Origin of the sequence: Okeania sp. SIO3B5, from assembly GCF_010692555.1 — a bacterium.
Lineage (GTDB): Bacteria > Cyanobacteriota > Cyanobacteriia > Cyanobacteriales > Microcoleaceae > Okeania.
Map to the genome: position 1 here is coordinate 4,518 of NZ_JAAHHG010000118.1, position 19,636 is coordinate 24,153.

Genomic DNA, 19,636 nt, shown 5'->3' on the forward strand with positions numbered 1-19,636 from the left:
AAAAGTTAGAAATGAAGTTATAAAGTTAAAAGTTAGAAATTAACTCAAAAGTTAAAAGTCAACAAACAAGTCAAAAGTCAAAAGTTAAAAGTTAGAAATGAAGTTATAAAGTTAAAAGTTAGAAATTAACTCAAAAATTAAAAGTCAACAAACAAGTCAAAAGTCAAAAGTTAAAAGTTAGAAATTAACTCAAAAGTTAAAAGTCAACAAACAAGTCAAAAGTCAAAAGTCAAAAGTTAGAAATGAAGTTATAAAGTTAAAAGTTAGAAATTAACTCAAAAGTTAAAAGTCAACAAACAAGTCAAAAGTCAAAAGTTAAAAGTTAGAAATGAAGTTATAAAGTTAAAAGTTAGAAATTAACTCAAAAATTAAAAGTCAACAAACAAGTCAAAAGTCAAAAGTTAAAAGTTAGAAATTAACTCAAAAGTTAAAAGTCAACAAACAAGTCAAAAGTCAAAAGTCAAAAGTTAGAAATGAAGTTATAAAGTTAAAAGTTAGAAATTAACTCAAAAGTTAAAAGTCAACAAACAAGTCAAAAGTCAAAAGTCAAAAGTTAGAAATGTGGGTTTTAAGCCTTCTTCCCTCTTTCTTCTTCCCTCTTCCTTCTTCCTTCTTCCTTCTTCCTTTAAGTAAACTTAGTTTACGTTCAGCCAACACTTTAAAGCTTGACGATCTACTTGCCCATTAACATTAGTTGGCAGACTTTCAAGATAAATAATTTCAGTAGGAATCATATAATTTGGTAAGACATCAGCACATAACTTGCGTAATATCTGCTGCTCAGGTAGCGATTGAAAAAGTCGAGGTACAACATAAGCAGTTAAAATTGGTTCTTTTTGATGAGGAAAAACTACAACAATTGCTTGAATTACTTCTTCATGGTTGTTAAGCACTTGTTCTATTTCTTCTAGTTCAACCCGATTTCCCCTAATCTTAACTTGCAAATCGCGACGGCCTTTTAAGTAAAGTTCTCCCTGGGAACCTTTATATGCTAAATCCCCTGTACGAAATACTTTTTCTCCATTCAAGGGATTTAAGGGATTGGGTATCAAAGCTTCATTTGTAGCTTTAGTATTTCGCCAATATCCTGAAAAAAGGTTAGCACCTCGTAAATAAATTTCTCCTACTTGATTTGGCTGATTAATTTCTTTTTTCTGATCATCTAATAAAAGCATTTCTGCACCGGGATGAGCAAAACCAATAGAGAGATTTTTGCTATCAGGAGGTAGAGGATTGGGAACTTCTGTAAATGAACAGGCGTTTGTTTAAAGAAGCGTGGATTGAACTTACTTTAGAGATGAATGGTAAAGATGTTAACTTAAGTAAGTTTGGTGATGTAGTGCGGATTTGGCAAATACATCAAAACCGATTTCGGAGCGAAGAGTTTGTAGAGATAATTGAGAGGTTTGATATTATTCAACCAGTAGTTTGGGTATTAGAACATTTATATCGATCGCTGAATACTAATATTGTTTCTGCTTTAGGTTTAGAAGGTAGAGTAACAGAAGAATGGCTATCTAGTGCTGGTTCTAATAATGGAAAGGTACGTCAATGGCAAGCAACTATGAGAGAACGTCTTTTTTGTAAAGATCGCTATCAGCTTTTTTCTTCTTAATGACTTAAGAAACGTCTGCTTGACTAAGTGTTTTACTTTTAACTAATAGACATCTCCAGAAAAGAGGGAGTAGGGAGTAGGGGGAAAGAATTTATAATTTCTGTGCGATAATTGATTTTATTTTTTATTATTGGAGATGTCTAATGGGACTTACACAAAATCAAGCCAGAAAATAGGCTTAAATATAGATGGGCAGAGCTTTTTACGTCAAAAAGGTATAAATCCTGAATAAGCATAGGTTCTAGCCATTTTTAAGGCATCGACGTAATTCCCTTGTCTAGACTGACTTTGAAGCATTTTTCCTACCAAAAAATGTCTAAGTACCACTAAAAGGGTTCGCGATCGCTACTAATACTTCATAATTCTTTACAAACAACCTCTAAGTAAAATTAGTACCAAAAAACAAAAAAGTATCTAATTTTACTTTTTGCGAATACCCAGGTAGATATGATCCTTAGATGCAATGTTTTTCCCACTATTCCCTATTCCCTGAAATCAAATAGCATCATATATGACAGTAACATTACATATATATTGTATAGAATCAAAAACATAGCTAAAAAAGAATTGGTTAAGACATAGACTGATGATAAATCTTAGACTAGGAAATGTCTTTCCTACTCTTCCCTATTCCCTATTCCCTATTCCCTATTCCCTTATTAAATAAAAATGAAAATCGAAGAAGCATTGGAAGTTCTGGAGACAGTTCTACCTCCAGGCTCTTTAAACGCTGTAAAAAGAAAGGTATTTTCTCAAGCATGGGAAGGTAAAGCATATTCTGAAATTGCCGAGCAAGCAGGTTATGATCCGGACTACATAAAAGGAGTAGCTGCCAACTTATGGCAAAGTCTTTCTGGTGTCTTAGACGAAAAAGTAACCAAGAAAAACTTTCGCGCTCTGCTGAGACAAAAATTTGGCACTCAGAAATCATGTCTTGCCCAAACCGAGCAAAATATTCAACAGCATATATTCCAGTCTTCTACAGAAACAAAAAAAACACTGCATAAACCAAAAATTGATTGGGGAGAAGCTATAGATGTTTCTGTTTTCTACGGGCGCTCTCAAGAACTAAATCAACTACAACAATATATTATCGGAGATGGTTGTCGCTTAATAGCGCTCCTTGGTATGGGTGGTATTGGTAAAACAGCAGTAGCAGCAAAAGTAGCCCAACAACTACAGAATGAATTTGACTATATAATTTGGCGATCGCTCCGCCATGCTCCCTCCCTAGAAACAATTCTCACTCAACTCGTGTCATTCTTATCCCAGCAAGAATGTAGCCAAGGAGAACTAAGCAAACTAATTGAATACTTGCGCAACTCACGCTGCCTAATAATCTTAGATAGCGTCGAAAGCATTTTACAAACTGGATGTACAGGTCACTATCTCCCTGGCTACGAAAACTACAGTCAACTCTTTCATTTAATCAGCGAAACATTCCACTCTAGTAGTCTCATCCTCACCAGTCGAGAAAAACCTCCGGAAGTAGCAGCCTTTGAAAGTATAGATGCAGCAGTACGCTCCCTACAACTATTGGGGTCAAAAGAAGTAGCCCATGCCTTACTAAAAACCAACAAAATATTAGGCTCAGAAACACAAAAACAACAGCTCAGTGAATATTATAGCTATAGTCCCCTAGCCTTAAAAATTGTCACCAGTTCCATCACAGACTTATTTGATGGAGACCTGTCAGAATTTCTGCAACATGGCACAACCACCTTCAATGGTATTCGTCGCCTCCTCGATCAACACTTTCAGCGTCTGTCAGAGCTAGAAAAAAAAATCATGGTTTGGTTGGCAATTAACCAAGACTGGACTAATGTACAAAGATTGCAAACCGATATTGTGCCAGCAATTTCCAAAGCAAACCTCTTAGAAAGTTTAGAAGCTCTGATATGGCGCTCTCTAGTCAAGAAAAAATCAAGTATGTATACAGTCGAACCTGTAGTAATGGAGTACATTCTTCACTACTTAATTGAACAGGTTGTTGCTGAGTTAACTACTGCAAATTTAGACTTATTTCTCAATCATTCTTTAATCATCACCACTGGCAAACGCTATATTAAGGAACGACAAAATCAGCTAATTATAGAACCTATTGCCAGACAACTCAGCACAATATTTAGTTCTACTCGAGCGCTAGAACAACAATTATTATTAATTTTAAACAAACTACAAGCAGGGGAAACTTCCTTGTGTGGTTATGGCATTGAAAATCTGATTAACCTGTGCATGAAACTACAGGTTGACTTAATGGTAGGTGATATTTCTTCCTGTAAAATAGAATCTCATAAATCTGCTAATACCTATTCCCAAAAAGCTTTTGAAGTATCAGCTACAGTTAACTCGAAATCTTCTAACTATTGTACAATAGTTCCTGGGAAACTTTGTCCTGCTATTAGTCAAGCAGATAGACAAAAGTGTCATGAAAGTTATGACTCACAGTTGCTAGATCGTAGTTCTTGTGTTTGTCCTACTAATTCTGTAAATTTGTCTGACCAAACTTACTTAGAACTACCAAAGCAAGAAGATGAAAATCTTTTAGACTGCCCAATGTTGTTGGAAAAAATGCAAATACCGACATTGGGTAATATTTCTGTCATAGCTTCTAGTCCAAATAGAGAGTTTTTAGCGATCGCGGATAAATTGGGAGAGATTCGTTTGTTGCCAATGGTGAATCATCAGCCACATCTAGTTTTTGAGGGGCATACTCAAGAAGTACATTCTATTGTTTGGAGTCCAGATGGAAATCTTCTCGCAACTGGTAGTAGCGATCGAACAGTAAGATTATGGGATATTAATACAGGTAAATGTCTTCATATTTTTGAGGGGCATAAAGCTCGAATTGATTCCTTAGTTTGGAGTCAGAATAATCAAACTATTGCTAGTAGAAGTGAAGATGAAACTATTAAACTCTGGGATATTTCTACTGGCGAATGTTTGCATACTTGGTTAGCTGAAAATGTTCTTCAATCTTCTACTAACTTGGATTTAGCATCAACTGATATGTATGAATTTTTAGCTCCTACTTTTTATGAGGTTGAATGTCCTGTTAGTCTAAGTATTAATCAAATAAGCTTTGTTGGGTTTGTAGATTCTCAATTTGATTGTACGCCCATAGTATCTTTCTTTGCATATAAAGCTTAGTTCAACAATTAATAATTAATAATTAATAATTAATAATTAGGGCTTGTTGAAAAAGTCTTTTTGTCAGGGAAGGAGCCAGAATTTCCTAGGTCATGCTCCGCAAACAGCAATCCTGCAATTCAGGAGTAATGAGAATTATAGAAGAGGTAGCCAGAAAAATCTTACCTTGGTTTTCTTCCCCTATCTTGCTGAAAATCCTAGATTTTTGAACTATTAACACCTAAAAGCTAGCATTTTATTAGTACCTAAAAAGGCTAAAACATTTATCTGTAAAAAGTTTGAGATTTAATCAGCAAACCCTAATTAATAATTACCGATCCTTGAAAATAAGAGGATTGATTCAAAGGTATTTTTTTTTGTTTTTCCTTTAAAGGAGAGGCTTTATATCATATTCGGTTGAATACTTAATAATACCAAATCTCAAAAGTATTGCTACATCTCCTTGAAAGTAGGAACCCACCCCTAACCCCTCCCAGCAGGGGAATTTGGGAGTAGGAAGAAAAGAGATAATATATCTTGGTTTAATGCCGATAATCATTACAAACATGATTCAACCATTATTATTACTTAATAACTGAAGTCCCATGGAAAATATAGCATTATTTTTGGGAATTGGTATAATATCTGCGGACCAAAGGCAGAAGGGAAAGAACAAGGTTAGAAGGCAGAATATTTTTTATAACTGATTATCCGAACATGATATTAACCTACATTCCGCACGACAAAACGTAGCATAAAAATCTAAGTCAAAAGTCAAAAGTCAAAAGTCAAAAGTAAGAAGTAAGAATTAAGAAGTAAGAAGTAAGAAGTAAGAAGAAAATTATAGTGGTCAATAAAAGTCAATAATTAAGTAAGTATTTATGCTTAATATTTAACTGAAAATTTGACTTTTGACAAGTAATTTATACAGTATAAATATTTATCAATAATAGAAATTGTATACTACTTTTAATGTTACCCTCTTGACGTGCGGAATGTGGGTATTAAACCTTAATTATTCGGTAATTTATCTGATTTGTTGTAAGCAATCAGCCGTCAGCTATTGCTTTTAATTTGCTTTTAATTTTAGCTCAAAGCTATACTAATATTTATAGCACTACAAAAATTGGTTAGGACATTTATGAAACAAATTAATCGTCGAAGATTTTTAAGCTTAAGCTCCAGTAGTGCTATTGCTGTTTTAATCGCTCAATGTAGCAATGGTAAGACTCAAAAAAATCAAGAAAAGTTCCAAACATTTTCATCCGAACATAAAATTAACCAAAGCCAAGATAGTCTTTTAGAAGTAAATTTAATAGCCAGTATTAATAAAATAAATCTAGGAAATAAACAAGCTTATTTATTAAACTATAACGGGCAAATTCCCGGACCGAGATTAGAAGCAAAACCAGGAGATACAATTAGGATTAACTTTACCAACAAATTACCACAACCAACAAACATCCATTATCACGGACTACATATTCCCATCACCGGAAACGCCGATAACGTATTTCTGAAAATTGCACCAGGCGATCGCCTAACATATCAATTCCAAATTCCTCAAAATCATCCTGCGGGAATGTTCTGGTATCATCCCCATTTCCATGGTCTGACAGCAGAACAACTTTTTGGTGGGTTGGCAGGATTATTTATTGTTCGGGGAGAGTTGGATGAAATTCCAGAAGTTAAGGCGGCTGAGGAAAAATTTTTAGTATTGCAAGACTTTGCTCTAGACCAACGAGGAAATTTACTGCCATCCCAGGAACTTTCAATTATGACTGGAAGACAGGGAGATTTAATTACAGTCAACGGTCAGTCTAACCCTAACTTGACAATTCCACCTCAAGGTTTGTTACGGTTACGAATTCTCAATGCTTCCACTTCCCGGTTTTATCGGTTGTCTCTAGAAGAACACCCATTTTATTTAATTGCTACTGATGGAGGAGCATTAACTGAACCAATAGAAATGTCAGAACTGTTATTAACTCCTGGAGAAAGAGCAGATATCTTAATCCAAGCTAACCGAGAACCGGGAAAATATCGCTTGTTGAATTTGCCCTATCAACGAGTAGGTATGGGGATGATGGGGAGGAATGCTCCTGAAAATCAACCACAAGTCTTAGCAACTGTAAGTTATGAAAGCAAGGTTGCTGCTATACCATTGCCAACAAAACTAATACCAGTAGAAGCATTGCCAGAAGCTCAAAAGGTGCGTCGTTTTGAGATGAATCATGGCATGATACCCGGTAAAGGCATGGCATTTCTGTTTAATGCTCAACCCTATCAACTAGAAAGAATTGATACTCAAGTTCAGCTTAATACAGTTGAAGACTGGGAATTAATTAACACTGGTATTATGGATCATCCCTTTCATGTTCATGGCAATGCTTTTCAAGTTGTGAGTCGGAATGGGAAACCAGAACCCTATCTCGCGTGGAAAGATGTGGTATTGGTGAGACCGGGAGAGAAAGTGCTGATTAGAATGCCTTTCCGAGATTTCCCTGGAAAGACTGTTTATCATTGTCATATTCTCGACCATGAAGATTTGGGAATGATGGGTAATCTAGAAATTCAGGCTTGAAGTAAAAGGTTTATAATGAAAAAAGGCGTTGCATAAATGCGGCATGATTTTAATAGTATTGTGTTTTGTGGAATGGGCATCTTGCCCGTTCCTGATATTTTCACTCCTTGGCAGGGTAGGCAGGATGCCTGCCTCCACTTACCACTTATATTCATCCCGCCCCTCAGCAATGCTTCAAAAAAAGCACTTATAGATTATTTAAGGCAATAGTAATGAAAAAATTTTTCTCTAATTGGATACGGTCTTTAGTTGCTGGTGTGGCAGTTGCCGGAGTTTTGGGTACTGCATATTGGACTTTTATTGGTTTACCCCAGAATTCAACACTAAATAAAACAGCTCAGACTGTTGATAACTCTGATTTATCCACAACAGATATAGCTACACAAGCACTTAATATTACTGTCTACCGTACTCCCACTTGCGGATGCTGTAAGGGATGGGTGGAACATATCAAGCAAAACGGCTTTCAAGTCACTGATATTGTTAAACCAGAGTCAGAAATTCAAACTATTCGGCAAAAATATAATCTACCCTCAAATTTGGCTTCTTGTCATACAAGTGAAATAGCTGGTTATCTGGTAGAAGGTCATATCCCAGTGGCAGACGTAAAAAATCTAATAGCAAACAAACCAAATATTGCTGGAATTAGTGTTCCCGGAATGCCTATTGGCACCCCTGGTATGGAAATGGGCGATCGTCAAGAATCTTTTAATGTCTTTGCCTTTAAAAAAGATGGTCAGACTCAAGTTTTTAATTCCTATAAATTCTAGAATTTTGAACTTAGGAATTTAGAGCAAATCAATTTGTTTATAATCTAGGCTCCACACTTCAAAATGAAGCATTATTAGGGTTTGCGCTCAAAAGTCTTTTTTAAGGAGTAGGGGAGCGGGGGAGTAGGGGAATAATTTTTTTGCCCTACTATGCGCCATAAATGCGCTCCTTTTTGAGCATGAAGAGCTGAAAACCAAGGTATTACAGACCTAAAAAGGCTAAAACCTTTATCTGGCAATCATTTGATATTTAATCAGCAAGCCCTAATTAGGGTTTGGGCTCAAAAGTCTGATGGTGATGATAGGCAACAGTTTAGACTATCTCCTACAGCCAAATTTTCGGCATTGTCAGGGGGAAAGTATTAGCATTTTGAGACTACAACAGCCAAAAACCTTAAACCCTAATTTATAGATGTCTATGATGAATTAGAGTATGAGAATCAGTCCTATCGGTGCAATTAGCAATCTTCTTAATGCTGAATCTGAATTATTTAGAAATGGTTTTGCAAAATGGCTTTAAAAGTTCCAATGCGGTTTGAATCAGAATCCTTGTTATGGCTTGTTGAGGATATATATTCTCTAGAAGAATGCGCTGAGTTTATTAATTTGATTGAACGTTCCTCTCCAACGTTAGCAACCAACAATCCAATGTATCGAAATCAGGATCGAGTTATCCGCGATGATTCTAGGATGTCAAAGAAACTGTTTGAGCGATTACGTCCGCATCTTCCTGAAAAGATGGAAGATTATGAATTGATTGGATTAAATGAGCGCTTAAGGATGTATAGATATCGATCGGGGCAATATTTTGAGCCACATATGGATCATTGGTATCGACCGAATGAGACGCAAATTACATTACACTCGGTATTGGTCTACTTCAATGATGACTTTGAGGGTGGAGAGACTCAATTTCAAGAGCAGATTTCAGAAACTGTAGTTCCTAAACCGGGAAGGGTTGCAATCTTTCAACACAAAATTCGCCATGAAGGATGCGTTGTTAGAAATGGAACTAAATACGCTATGAGAACGGACGTATTATATGGTTTACCGAATAATTAATAATTATTAATTAAATAATTCAGCTTTATTAGCCTCCCCTTTCAAGGGAAAAAAATAAATTTTTTCCCTACCGCGTCAATCCTCTCCCTTTTAGGGAGAGGTAATTATCCATTATCCATTAATTAACTAGCTAATAATCTACGGTTAATATCAAATCCGGTTAATTGCACATAGAATCTACTGATATAATATCTGTTTATAATTTCTTACTCTTTTGGAGGAGATGTCTATTTTATACCAATTTGATAAATGTTTGCTACAAATAGCTAGGGTATTTCTTAGAATCCAGCAATTCTGCAATCCAGAATTCGTATGGGGATAGATTTAATACCTTTTTTGATGTTGTAAATTATCTTTTTCGTCAAATAGACTTTATTTAAAAGTTTATTTATGATTCTTATTATTCGTAACATTCTTTTTTCAAAATGGTATTACTCACATACATTATAGAGATAATTGACTTAATCAAGGAATAAAGGTATAATTTTTCATCACATATATATACCTTTATATTGTAATCCATCAAAGCAAAGTTAAAATTCAATAGTAAACAGAAAAGTCTGATGGCTCAATACGCTGGTATAATATACATATCTAAACAATTAAAAAATTTTTCACTCTCAGCAATGATGAAATTATTTACTATTGGTCATTCTAATCATTCCATTGAATTTTTTTTAAGTCTCTTACAAAAACATCAGATAACAGCTGTGGCAGATGTCCGCTCCTATCCTTATAGTAATTATTTACCTCATTTTAATCAAAAAAATATTCAGCAATATCTACAGAAAATCAATATTTCATACATTTTTTTAGGCAAAGAATTAGGTGCAAGAACTAATAATTTAAGTTGTTACGTTAATGGAAAAGCTTTATACGAGCTAATTGCTAATACAGAAGAATTTCAAAAAGGTTTAGAAAGAGTTTATCAAAGTTTGGAAAATTATAATATTGCTTTGATGTGTTCTGAAAAAGATCCAATTACTTGTCATCGTGCTATTTTAGTGAGCCGACATTTAACAAATAAAGGTTTAGACATTTACCATATTCTTAAAAATGGTGAATTAGAGAATCACTCTGCTCTTGAACAAAGACTGCTACAAATTAACAATCTTGTTGAAAAACCCCAGCCATTTTTACAATTAAGTCTTTTTGATACTGAAAGCTTCAGCCAAAATGTTAGCCAATCCACTAACAATTCTGAATCTACAATACTTGAAAAAGCTTACAAAATTCAAGGGGATAAAATTGCATATGTAAACAAAAAATAGTATTTAATATCGTTTGTTATGTCTGGATAAATCATTTCAGTTATCAGTTATCAGTTATCAGTACCTCTGTAATAAGGAGGTTTGACATCAGCAATACTCTTTTCTCTTTGTCAATTAGATATGGCGCAGGTTTATGAGCCATCTCTCGACGGCTTTTTATCCCCTTAAAAGGGGAGGCTTTAGACAACAATTTTTCGGTAAAATGAAAAAAACTATGGAAATTTTTACAATTGGATTTACAAAAAAAACCGCTCAAGAATTTTTTGAAAATTTAAAAGAATCAAAAGTAAAATGCGTTATTGATACAAGAGTCAATAATGTTTCTCAACTTGCTGGATTCGCGAAAAAAAAAGACTTAGAATATTTTCTTAAAGTGATTTGCAATATTGAATATATTCATATTCTAGATTTAGCACCTACTAAAGAACTTTTAGATGATTATAAAAAAAAGAGAATTACTTGGGATATTTATGAACAAAAATTTAATCACCTTATTAGTGAAAGAGAAATCGAAAAAAAAGTTTCACCTCAACTTTTAGATGGAGGTTGTTTGCTTTGTAGTGAAGCTAAACCACATTATTGTCATCGTCGTTTAGTAGCTGAATATCTCAACAAACAATGGGGAAATATTAAAGTATGTCATCTCTAAAACAAATAATTTGTTTAGCTAATTCTTACAAACTAAATGAGCGTTGTATTGCCGGGATTGATTTAGATACAGGAAAATGGGTTCGTCCAGTATGCGATCGCCAATATCCTGAAGATGGAAGAGTACCTAAAAGAATTAGATTTGTTGAAGGTAGAGAACCAAAACCTCTTGATATTCTTGAAATTCCTCTTGATAATAAAGGAAATGATTTTGGCTTTGAAAATGAAAACTTTTCAGTATTAGAAGGTGAATGGAAATGTTTAGGTCAAGCTAAAGTTGAAGAGATACTTCAATATTGTAATAATTCAGACTATATCCTACATAATTCTTGTAAATATGTTAATCCTTCCTATTTAAAAATACTTCCTTTTAATCGACGTCGAACAATTGAAATTGTTAAAGTTCAAAAGCAAAATTTTTCTGTTACTCGAAATGAAGGAGGTAAATTTAGAGGTAGTATCAAAAACAATAATGGTTATTTACTCTTAGATAATGCAAAAATTACCGATCCAGAATTTATAAAAGACTTAGAAAATGGATACTCTCCAACTTCAAATAATCTTTTAGTAACTATAAGTCTTAGTATGCCTTATGTTCCTTCTCAAAATTGGGAAGGAGAAGCTCCTTGTTGGAAGTTAATAGCAAATATAATTGAGTTTTGATTTGCCTAAAAGCTAATAATACTAGGTGCTTTCTGTTCCGGACTCCTCCACAAACCCTCACTCCCCTACTCTTTCGCTCAAGAAACATAGAAAAGTTTTTGAGAAGCATAACACTATAGAGGAACCTGATAGGTACGATTCAAACTAACTTTTTGACTAGGATGCTTTGATCAACTCATCAATATTTGTCTTATTAATTTCCCAGATTTCTTCTTCTTCCCATTCCCAAATCCATCTGCTATCCACACGTTTAACGTTCCCGTCAAAATTATAAACTGTCGCCGTTGCCAAAGTCTCAATCCAGACAGTCGCTGCTTCATAAAACCGATATAAAACGTCATAATTAGTGACATTTTAATGTTTATTTCCTGCTTCTACTGAGGCCGTCGGCGGTTACTCATCCACAGGCATTGACGGTCAAGCCGACCGCATTTCTTAAATTTATACTGGCGTTTAAATCTCTATCTATTGACAACCCACAATCTGGGCAATCATAAGTTCTCAGACTTAATGGCATATCTTGAACGTGACCGCAGTCTGAGCAAGTCTTTGACGATGGAAAAAATCTATCTACTACTACTAAATCACAGCCGTACCATTGGCATTTATATTTAAGCTGCCGCCTAAATTCATAAAATCACTATCTGCTAACTGATTTTCGCCAATTTATGATTGGCTAACATACCGCTGACGTTCAAATCTTCTATGACAACACTGCCGTGGTTCTTGGCTAAGTATGTTGTCAGTTTATGAAGTGCGTCTTTACGGATGTTTGCTACTCGCCTATGGAGCCTAGCTATCTTCAGTTGTGCTGCCCGACTGTTAGCTGAACCAATATTTTTATTGCGGTTAAGGTATTGTAGTCTCGAAAGCTTTGCTTCCAACTTACGGTATGACTTTACACTTTCAAAGACTTTTCCATCACTTAAAGTTGCTAATGTCTTAATGCCTAAATCTACACCTACAACTTCAGTAGTTTTTGGAGTTGAAGTCGGAGTAAATTCATAGCTGCAACTTAAATACCAATCGCCAGCTTGTCTACTAATAGTTATTTTTTTAGTTGTTGCCTCAATTGGTTCATAAGTTTTGACTATGCCAATAAAAGGTAACTTGTGATTCCACCCATTTAATTCTATGGGTTTGCCACAATTATCAATTGTGAATGAATCAGACTTACCTTTCTTCTTAAACCGTGGGCGTTTACCCAATCCTTGAAAAAACCTTTTAAATGCTTCACCCAAGTTAATAAAAGCATATTGATAAACTTTAGATGACAAGTTTTTCATCCAAGGATAAAGTGGTTTTGTGTGATTGGTAAAAACCTCTCTAAGCTTACGGGCGTTTGGCTTATAACCATCAATATATGCAGCATTCCACAGACTTAAACCCCAGTTGTAACACCAGCGCGAATAGCCTGCGTGTTGAGCCATCAGAGTTTTCTGTTTATTATTAAGTTTCAGCTTTGTTCTAATGGATTTCATTTATAAGTGAGTGCAGTGTGTATAAAAGTATGTTTCTTAACGTATTATATCGTTATTCTTTGATTAAGTCAATGCTCCACAAGAATGAGGTTTTTCTGGTCGATAAACAATCCGACAAGGACCGTGAATATCGATTTCGTGACCTTTTGCTAAATTTTCAGAACCTCGCTTAGCAGAAACTACATGAAGTTCGGTATTCTTATTATTTCTATTGATGCCTATATTGGGGCGATTGAAATGAATTGTATTCTTGCCACAGTGTCTACAGGAACGCCAACGAGGTTTTGGACCACGACTTCTACCTGAAATTCTAGGCATTCCCTTATATAAAGGAATCACCCAAATGCGACCATTGATCTTTCTAGCTCCTTGAATTCGACCTTCTTGGAGTAAAACTCGGACTCTTTGAGCAGAAATACTTAATAGAGAAGCTGCTTCAGTAGTACCAACAAACATGGTTTTTTAACTATTTTGATATTCGCAATAGTATAACATCAAAGTTCACTCATCATTTCAGTAGGAGTATTATTCATAAATAATGGTATGAAATATTGTTCGGAATATAGGAATGAATAGTCTTATAACTGTACCTCACACTTCCTCAAAAGTGCTGTAATTTTCTTAAACTTCCGATCGCTCATTCGGCGATCGCTATAATTGCAAAATAAATTTGTATTATTATTTTCCAGCTTATGTATATTGCTGCTTTTGTTGAGCAATCCAATTAAGAATTAAATCATTAACTATTTCGGGACATTCATCATGGGGACAATGGCCAGCATTATCAATTTCTTCTAATTTTAAACGGGAGTTAAGCTGAACAAACTGGCTGGGATTAGCAAATTTAGCAGGAACTAATAAATCTTGCTTACCCCAAATCAACAACATGGGAGTTTCCAGAGTAGGAAGTAAAGCTTTCACACTAGGACCTAACTTTGTACTACCCATAATCTTAAATAAAATACAAAAAGCACGGGTGGCACCGCGATCGCTTGGCGGTCCTGCTAATATATCTACAAGTTCTTCTGTGATCCGGTCGGAATTACTATAGGCAATTTTGACCCAACGACGAATAACTGAAGGTCTACGAACCACAGAGAACACAGCTCTCAATAACACCGGAGACGCAACAATATTTTGAATAAACTCAACAGTGGGTAATAACCAAGCTGGCATTGCTTCGGCCTGAGCTGCCGGATCGGGTAAACTAATCATGATCAGCAATGCAACTATATCTGGATAAGTCGCAGTCGCTACTAGAGAAACTAATGAACCGATAGAATTACCAACTAATATTACAGGTACTTGAATGAAAGTCTGCCAAAATTCATACACCTGCTCTACCCAAAAACTAACGTCGTAGTTGGCGATCGCTTTCTCAGAAGCACCAAAACCTAATAAATCTAGTGCATAAACAGTATGTTTTTGGCTGAGTACATTTATATTATGTTGCCAATGGCCTATTGATGCTCCAAAACCATGTAGCAGTAAAATAGGAGGGTTTTCTAACTTATGGCCTTCTAAAGTTTCGTGGTTATTTTGGCATCGAACATAAGTGTAACGAATTTGCCACCCTCGCCATACCCAATCTCTTTGACTACCTATTTTTTTTTGCCAGTTGTTAGTAGTGTTGCCCACCATATACTTCAAGAATTCCCAAATATTAAGATTTGCAAAGTGCCAGACACATTACCTAAGTGCCAGCATGATTGATTATTTATCTACGATGCTTAGAGAGTCCAGTGCCCAATATCATTATGAAACTAATAAACTTGCATAAAAACCTTCGTTTGTGATAACATTATTGTCTATAAGTTAGACTATTTATGTTAAAAACAAAATTCCCAAATTCAATTTAAATAGATATTGCTAAATTAGCAAATATTCTGTTTAGCTCTCTCTATAAACTAATATGTACCATCAAATTCTCAAATCTATATGATATGAGGTTAGAAACAGGCAAAGTGTAGAATACTAAGTCTTGATGCTTTACAAAAAATAGTTGGAAAGCGTAAAAACCCTTTAGAATAAAAATCTCCGGCGCTTCAACTAGGGAGAGCATCAAAAAAAGGATCTATCATAAATATTGAAAGAGGACTCCTGTTATAATCTTTGATTGAACGGTGAGAGTGTCAATAACTGAAAAAGTGTAGTCTGATTTAGTATGAATGTCCCTCTAAACTATCATTTTAAATATTCCAATTAATGCCAATCGAAAAAAGAAATAATCGTAATCTCCCTCAAGTTAACAACAATATTCGAGTTCCTAAAATCAGAGCCATTGACGCAGATGGCTCTCAGTTGGGAATCATGGATACAGAAGAAGCGTTGCAAATGGCCAGAGAAAAGGAACTAGACCTGGTTATGGTCAGTGATAAAGCTGACCCACCGGTTTGCAGAATAATGGACCATGGGAAGTATATATTTGAGCAGAAAAAGAGAGCACAAGAGGCCAAAAAGAAGCAACATAACGCAGAAGTTAAGGAAGTCAAGATGCGCTATAAAATTGAGGAACATGACTATAATGTTCGCTTATCTCATGCAAAGCGTTTTCTCGAATCAGGTGATAAGGTTAAGGCCACTATTATGTTCCGAGGCCGGGAAATACAGCACAGTAATCTTGCAGAAGCATTATTGATGCGGATGAAAGAAGATTTAAAAGATTTAGCAGAGGTTCAACAAGCTCCCAAGAGAGAGGGACGCAGTATGATGATGTTGTTATCTCCTAAAAAGTAAAGTGGGATAGTTGCGGCATTGATAACTTCAAAGTGTAGAATAATACTAATTAACTTTTAGCTGAATCGCCGAGAAGCCTCACGCCATAATATGCAGATTTGGCGTGAGATGTCACTCGGTCTCTGTTTTACTTTATTTATTAAGTACATTCCTCTCCTGAGAATTTTCAGGAGGGGATTTAAACTATCAGAGAATGTTGAAAGAGGACTCCCGTTATAATTTTTAATTTAGCGGTGAGACGGGGCGTATAAACTGCGCGGGAAATTGACACAGACAGCCCCAATGTGAATTTCAACCAACTGATTAATTGAGCGGTATTCATTAATGGATAATGGATAATTACCTCTGGTTAAAACCGTTTGAAAGGGGAGGCAGAGTAAGCTAAATTGTTTAATTATTTAATTATTTAATTAGGGCTTGCTGATTAAATCTAAAAGCATTGACATATAAAAACTTTAGCCTTTTTAGGTCTGAAATACCTTGGTTTTCAGCTCTTCATGCTCATGCATGGAGCGTATTTTAGGCGCATAGTTAGGCAGAACAATCTTGGGACAATTCTTTCTCCTGCCTCTTCGCTCCCATACCATTTCTCCTGTCTTCCCCTCCTGGGAGGGGCGAGGGGTGGGTTGTCTCCTGTCTCCTGTCTCCTACCCCAGCAAAAAGACTTTCCATACGCAAACCCTAATTATTAATTATTCGGTAAATCAATATAGTATAGCGCTACTTGAATAGGGAATAGGTAATAGTAGATTTAAACTGCCTCAGCTAGGTTTGATTAAAATCAAACAAAGTAGGCCATATCCAGAAGGCTTTCAAGCTAAACAGGCTAGAATAGTCAAAAAAGCTACTGGTTATTATTTGATGATTACCTTTTCTTCATCAGAGTCAGTTCCAGAAAATCCAGTAGGTGAAAGGTCATTAGGCATTGATGCCGGAATCGAAAATTTTGTCGCTACTTCAACAGGAAAGCTAGTCGAATCTCCTAAACTTTTGCTCTTGTCAACTGCGCAAGCTGATAAAGAAAAAGCTTGTGTCGATTGTCTACAGGGGGTACAACTCAACTTGTTTGATTTGTTATCTAGTGTTATCTAGTTAGGGCTTGCTGATTAATTTTCAAACCATTGACAGGTAAAGGTTTGAGCCTTATTGGATTCCCAGAAAGTGCGCTTGTTTTAGTCTAAAACCCTCAAAAAGTTAGCATAAAAGGCAAACTAAGGACAGAAAAATTGAGGGACAATTCTTACTCCTACCTCCTCTAATACCAAGCGTGAAAAAAGAATGCTACAAAAAGGTAGACCTTGATCGTATATGCTTAAAAATAGCTAGTCTAGTTCATTTTAGATAGTTATTTATATCATTTTTCCATTTTTTTTTAATATTTATCCCTTCTTCCTTCTTCCTTCTTTCTTACTTTTACCAGCTGATTAAATCTAAAAGTCTTTATAGATATAAGGTAAGTGCCTTTTTAAGTATCAAAAAGTGTGAGGTTTTAAGTGGTAATGGTTCAATTAGGAGCGGATTTTGGTCAAGATTTGGGCAGAAAAATCTTGGGACAAAACTTAGCTCCTACCTCCTCGCTTATTCCCCGTTCTTCCTGTCTTCCCCTCCCCTCCTGGGAGGGGCTAGGGGTGGGTTGTCTCCTGTCTCCTACCCCTACTAAAAGACTTTTGAGCGCAAACCCTAGTTAAGAGTTCTTGTTTTGCTGACGCATAACTCAGTTAACGCTCCGCGACATGTTTGGGTAGCATTCCCCAGGAAAACGTGTAGCGTTGTGCCAGCAAAGCAAGAATCACCCGTTATAATCTCCGATTTAACGGGCAAGTGTCAATGGGCAAGAAGTATACTTTTACTAATGGTACTTAGACATTTTCTGGTAGGAAAAATGCGTCAAAGTCAGTCTAGACAAGGGAATTACGTCGATGCCTTAAAAATGCCTAGAAGCCGTGCTTATTCAGGATTGATGCCTTTTTGACGTAAAATCCTCTGCCTATCTATAATTTGAGCCTATTTTATAGCTTTATTTTGTGTAAGTCCCACTAACCATACACTTAAGTTCAAATTTAGCAAATTTATGGAACAAAGAAGTTTGAAAAATTACACAGGATTCGGAGATAAACTGCTAATATCCCTTAATCTCCGTTCTGAGGAAGTAGAGCGAACCTTACTAATGTTTGCCGTATATACTCTTACTTCTGTAGGATTAATTTGGTTAGAACTAAGTACAGTTAGTTTATTCTTAGACCAGTATGGTGCTGACAAACTACCATGGATATATATAGCCAGTGCTGTTATAGGTTCAGGTCTGGGTTTTGTCTATTCCTGGCTACAAAAAGTCATGCCTCTGCGTCGAGTAATAGTAGTTATTCTATTGTTAGTGGCAGCACCTCTGTTTTTATTTCGGTTTGGTATTGGTATTGAAAGTGTACAGATCGCTGGTCTGAGTTTAGCTTTTCTGACTACCTTTATGATGTGGTTGTGGGTAGAAGCTTGTTATTTGCTCAACGATCTGAATACCTCAATTACAGCTAATCAGTTATTTAACATCAGAGAAATTAAGCGAACATATCCAATAATTAGTAGTGGTTTTTTAGTAGCAGGAGTAATTAGTGGATTTTCTCTACCTTTAGTACTATACTTTGCTGGATTAAATAATGTTACAATAATATCTGGATTAATGATAGTATTTGGATCAGGAATACTATTATTTTTATCAGAAAAATATCAACAATCTTTTCCAGATTCTAGCCGCTGGATACCAGAAGAAGACGAACAAGAATTTTCTACTCGTAACATTAAAGGACCTCTAAAAGGTTATATACTGCCATTAATCATATTTTTTGTAATAGCAGAAGTTCTCTATGTATTAATAGATTTTCAATTCTTTTATCAACTAGAACTGCAAAACCCAACCACTGATGGAGCAAGTAAAATAGCAACTTTCTTAGGCTTGTTTGAGGGGATTTTGAGTACCTGCCAAGTAGCAACTCAATGGTTTGCCTCTAGTCGTCTGGTAGAAAGAATTGGAGTTTTTGGTACAGCAATGATACTGCCAATAGGGGGAATAGTTTTAGGCTTATTTTCTTTTACAGGTGCAATAACAGGATTATTTTCAGTATTTATCGGATTAGTAATTCTGAGATTTTTAGATGAGTTACTACACTATACATTGATTGAAACTACTGGACCTGTTTTATTTCAACCTCTGCCTGAAAATATTCGTAGTGATGTTCAAACAATGGTAAATGGGGTGGCAGAACCATTTTCTACAGGCTTGAGTGGATTAATAATCCTAGTAGTTCTCTGGTTATGTAATTTAACATTAAATCCTAGTCAAAGTGGGTTTCAAGACCGGCAGGGTTTGATATTTGTCATCGCAATTCTGATATCTGGTTTCCTATGGCTGGGAGTAATATGGTTAATTAGAAGTCAATATGTAGGATTGCTAGTAAGAAGCGCTGGTAAAGGAAGACTTGGTGTTTTAGATGTAGATATGCGGGCACTGAAGCGCTCGGTAGTAGAAACTTTGGAAAAAGGTACATCGGAAGAAGATAAGCGTTCCTGTATTGAGTTGCTCAGTCAAATAGATAAAAAAAATGTGGGGGAAATATTGGCTCCACTTTTGCCGGTGATGTCATCTGAATTACAACGTCAAAGTCTGGAAGTAATGTTGAATCATC

The 19,636-nt window shown here is 35.5% G+C and carries 15 protein-coding genes and 1 pseudogene; 11 read left to right on the top strand and 5 right to left on the bottom strand.

All coding sequences use genetic code 11. The features are described 5' to 3' along the window. Positions 1-635: 635 nt before the first annotated feature. Positions 636-1,202 (bottom strand): AMP-binding protein, encoded by a 567-nt coding sequence (locus tag F6K54_RS17395; protein ID WP_293079736.1) that lies wholly within the window; start codon positions 1,200-1,202, stop codon positions 636-638. A 47-nt stretch (positions 1,203-1,249) separates the two neighbouring features. On the opposite strand from F6K54_RS17395, the gene F6K54_RS17400 reads away from it, so the two are divergent. The 8 genes from F6K54_RS17400 to F6K54_RS17435 all read left to right on the top strand — a co-directional run bounded on the left by F6K54_RS17400 (position 1,250) and on the right by F6K54_RS17435 (position 11,742). Continuing rightward, entirely contained in the window at positions 1,250-1,615 is a 366-nt protein-coding gene (locus F6K54_RS17400) for a hypothetical protein (RefSeq protein WP_293079698.1), read from the top strand. Positions 1,616-2,284: 669 nt separating this feature from the next. Then, the gene (locus tag F6K54_RS17405) at positions 2,285-4,765 is read left to right on the top strand and encodes an NB-ARC domain-containing protein (RefSeq protein ID WP_293079701.1); all 2,481 of its coding nucleotides are present in this window, start codon (positions 2,285-2,287) and stop codon (positions 4,763-4,765) included. 1,120 nt (positions 4,766-5,885) lie between these two features. Further along, positions 5,886-7,328, top strand: coding sequence for a multicopper oxidase family protein (locus F6K54_RS17410; RefSeq protein WP_293079704.1), 1,443 nt, complete (start codon positions 5,886-5,888; stop codon positions 7,326-7,328). 212 nt (positions 7,329-7,540) lie between these two features. Continuing rightward, the gene (locus tag F6K54_RS17415; protein WP_293079707.1) at positions 7,541-8,098 is read left to right on the top strand and encodes a DUF411 domain-containing protein; all 558 of its coding nucleotides are present in this window, start codon (positions 7,541-7,543) and stop codon (positions 8,096-8,098) included. A gap of 510 nt (positions 8,099-8,608) precedes the next feature. Next, positions 8,609-9,160: a 2OG-Fe(II) oxygenase gene (locus tag F6K54_RS17420; RefSeq protein WP_293079710.1), complete on the top strand. Its 552-nt coding sequence runs from the start codon at positions 8,609-8,611 to the stop codon at positions 9,158-9,160. Positions 9,161-9,723: 563 nt separating this feature from the next. Then, the gene (locus F6K54_RS17425) at positions 9,724-10,431 is read left to right on the top strand and encodes a DUF488 domain-containing protein (RefSeq protein ID WP_366558155.1); all 708 of its coding nucleotides are present in this window, start codon (positions 9,724-9,726) and stop codon (positions 10,429-10,431) included. Positions 10,432-10,633: 202 nt separating this feature from the next. Continuing rightward, the gene (locus F6K54_RS17430; RefSeq protein WP_293079713.1) at positions 10,634-11,080 is read left to right on the top strand and encodes a DUF488 family protein; all 447 of its coding nucleotides are present in this window, start codon (positions 10,634-10,636) and stop codon (positions 11,078-11,080) included. After that, entirely contained in the window at positions 11,068-11,742 is a 675-nt protein-coding gene (locus F6K54_RS17435) for a hypothetical protein (protein ID WP_293079716.1), read from the top strand. The genes F6K54_RS17430 and F6K54_RS17435 overlap by 13 nt, the downstream gene beginning before the upstream one ends. 156 nt (positions 11,743-11,898) lie before the next feature. Here the strand turns inward: F6K54_RS17435 and F6K54_RS17440 are convergent, their stop codons facing one another. From F6K54_RS17440 to F6K54_RS17460, 4 genes and pseudogenes are all read right to left on the bottom strand, one after another. Continuing rightward, a complete protein-coding gene (locus F6K54_RS17440; protein ID WP_293079719.1) occupies positions 11,899-12,033 on the bottom strand; it encodes a hypothetical protein in 135 nt (44 codons plus the stop codon). A 106-nt stretch (positions 12,034-12,139) separates the two neighbouring features. Then, positions 12,140-13,223: pseudogene (locus tag F6K54_RS17450) on the bottom strand (RNA-guided endonuclease InsQ/TnpB family protein). Positions 13,224-13,286: 63 nt separating this feature from the next. Beyond that, positions 13,287-13,679, bottom strand: a complete 393-nt coding sequence (locus tag F6K54_RS17455) for a DNA-binding protein (protein ID WP_293079725.1) — start codon at positions 13,677-13,679, stop codon at positions 13,287-13,289. Between the two features lie 234 nt (positions 13,680-13,913). After that, positions 13,914-14,864: an alpha/beta fold hydrolase gene (locus tag F6K54_RS17460; protein ID WP_293079728.1), complete on the bottom strand. Its 951-nt coding sequence runs from the start codon at positions 14,862-14,864 to the stop codon at positions 13,914-13,916. A gap of 564 nt (positions 14,865-15,428) precedes the next feature. Here F6K54_RS17460 and infC point away from each other — a divergent pair. From infC to F6K54_RS17475, 3 genes are all read left to right on the top strand, one after another. Beyond that, a complete protein-coding gene (infC, locus tag F6K54_RS17465) occupies positions 15,429-15,959 on the top strand; it encodes a translation initiation factor IF-3 (protein WP_293079731.1) in 531 nt (176 codons plus the stop codon). Positions 15,960-16,730: 771 nt separating this feature from the next. Then, entirely contained in the window at positions 16,731-17,051 is a 321-nt protein-coding gene (locus F6K54_RS17470; RefSeq protein ID WP_293079734.1) for a hypothetical protein, read from the top strand. Positions 17,052-18,030: 979 nt separating this feature from the next. Beyond that, positions 18,031-19,636 (top strand): NTP/NDP exchange transporter (locus F6K54_RS17475; protein WP_375341978.1); only part of this gene is annotated, 1,606 nt, incomplete at its 3' end.

Bases quoted from the DNA above. Each gene is read 5' to 3' on its own strand.
- F6K54_RS17400 (WP_293079698.1), top strand. From the start codon at position 1,250: ATGAACAGGCGTTTGTTTAAAGAAGCGTGGATTGAACTTACTTTAGAG.
- F6K54_RS17405 (WP_293079701.1), top strand. From the start codon at position 2,285: ATGAAAATCGAAGAAGCATTGGAAGTTCTGGAGACAGTTCTACCTCCA.
- F6K54_RS17410 (WP_293079704.1), top strand. From the start codon at position 5,886: ATGAAACAAATTAATCGTCGAAGATTTTTAAGCTTAAGCTCCAGTAGT.
- F6K54_RS17415 (WP_293079707.1), top strand. From the start codon at position 7,541: ATGAAAAAATTTTTCTCTAATTGGATACGGTCTTTAGTTGCTGGTGTG.
- F6K54_RS17420 (WP_293079710.1), top strand. From the start codon at position 8,609: ATGGCTTTAAAAGTTCCAATGCGGTTTGAATCAGAATCCTTGTTATGG.
- F6K54_RS17425 (WP_366558155.1), top strand. From the start codon at position 9,724: ATGGCTCAATACGCTGGTATAATATACATATCTAAACAATTAAAAAAT.
- F6K54_RS17430 (WP_293079713.1), top strand. From the start codon at position 10,634: ATGAAAAAAACTATGGAAATTTTTACAATTGGATTTACAAAAAAAACC.
- F6K54_RS17435 (WP_293079716.1), top strand. From the start codon at position 11,068: ATGTCATCTCTAAAACAAATAATTTGTTTAGCTAATTCTTACAAACTA.
- F6K54_RS17455 (WP_293079725.1), bottom strand. From the start codon at position 13,679: ATGTTTGTTGGTACTACTGAAGCAGCTTCTCTATTAAGTATTTCTGCT.
- F6K54_RS17460 (WP_293079728.1), bottom strand. From the start codon at position 14,864: ATGGTGGGCAACACTACTAACAACTGGCAAAAAAAAATAGGTAGTCAA.
- infC (WP_293079731.1), top strand. From the start codon at position 15,429: ATGCCAATCGAAAAAAGAAATAATCGTAATCTCCCTCAAGTTAACAAC.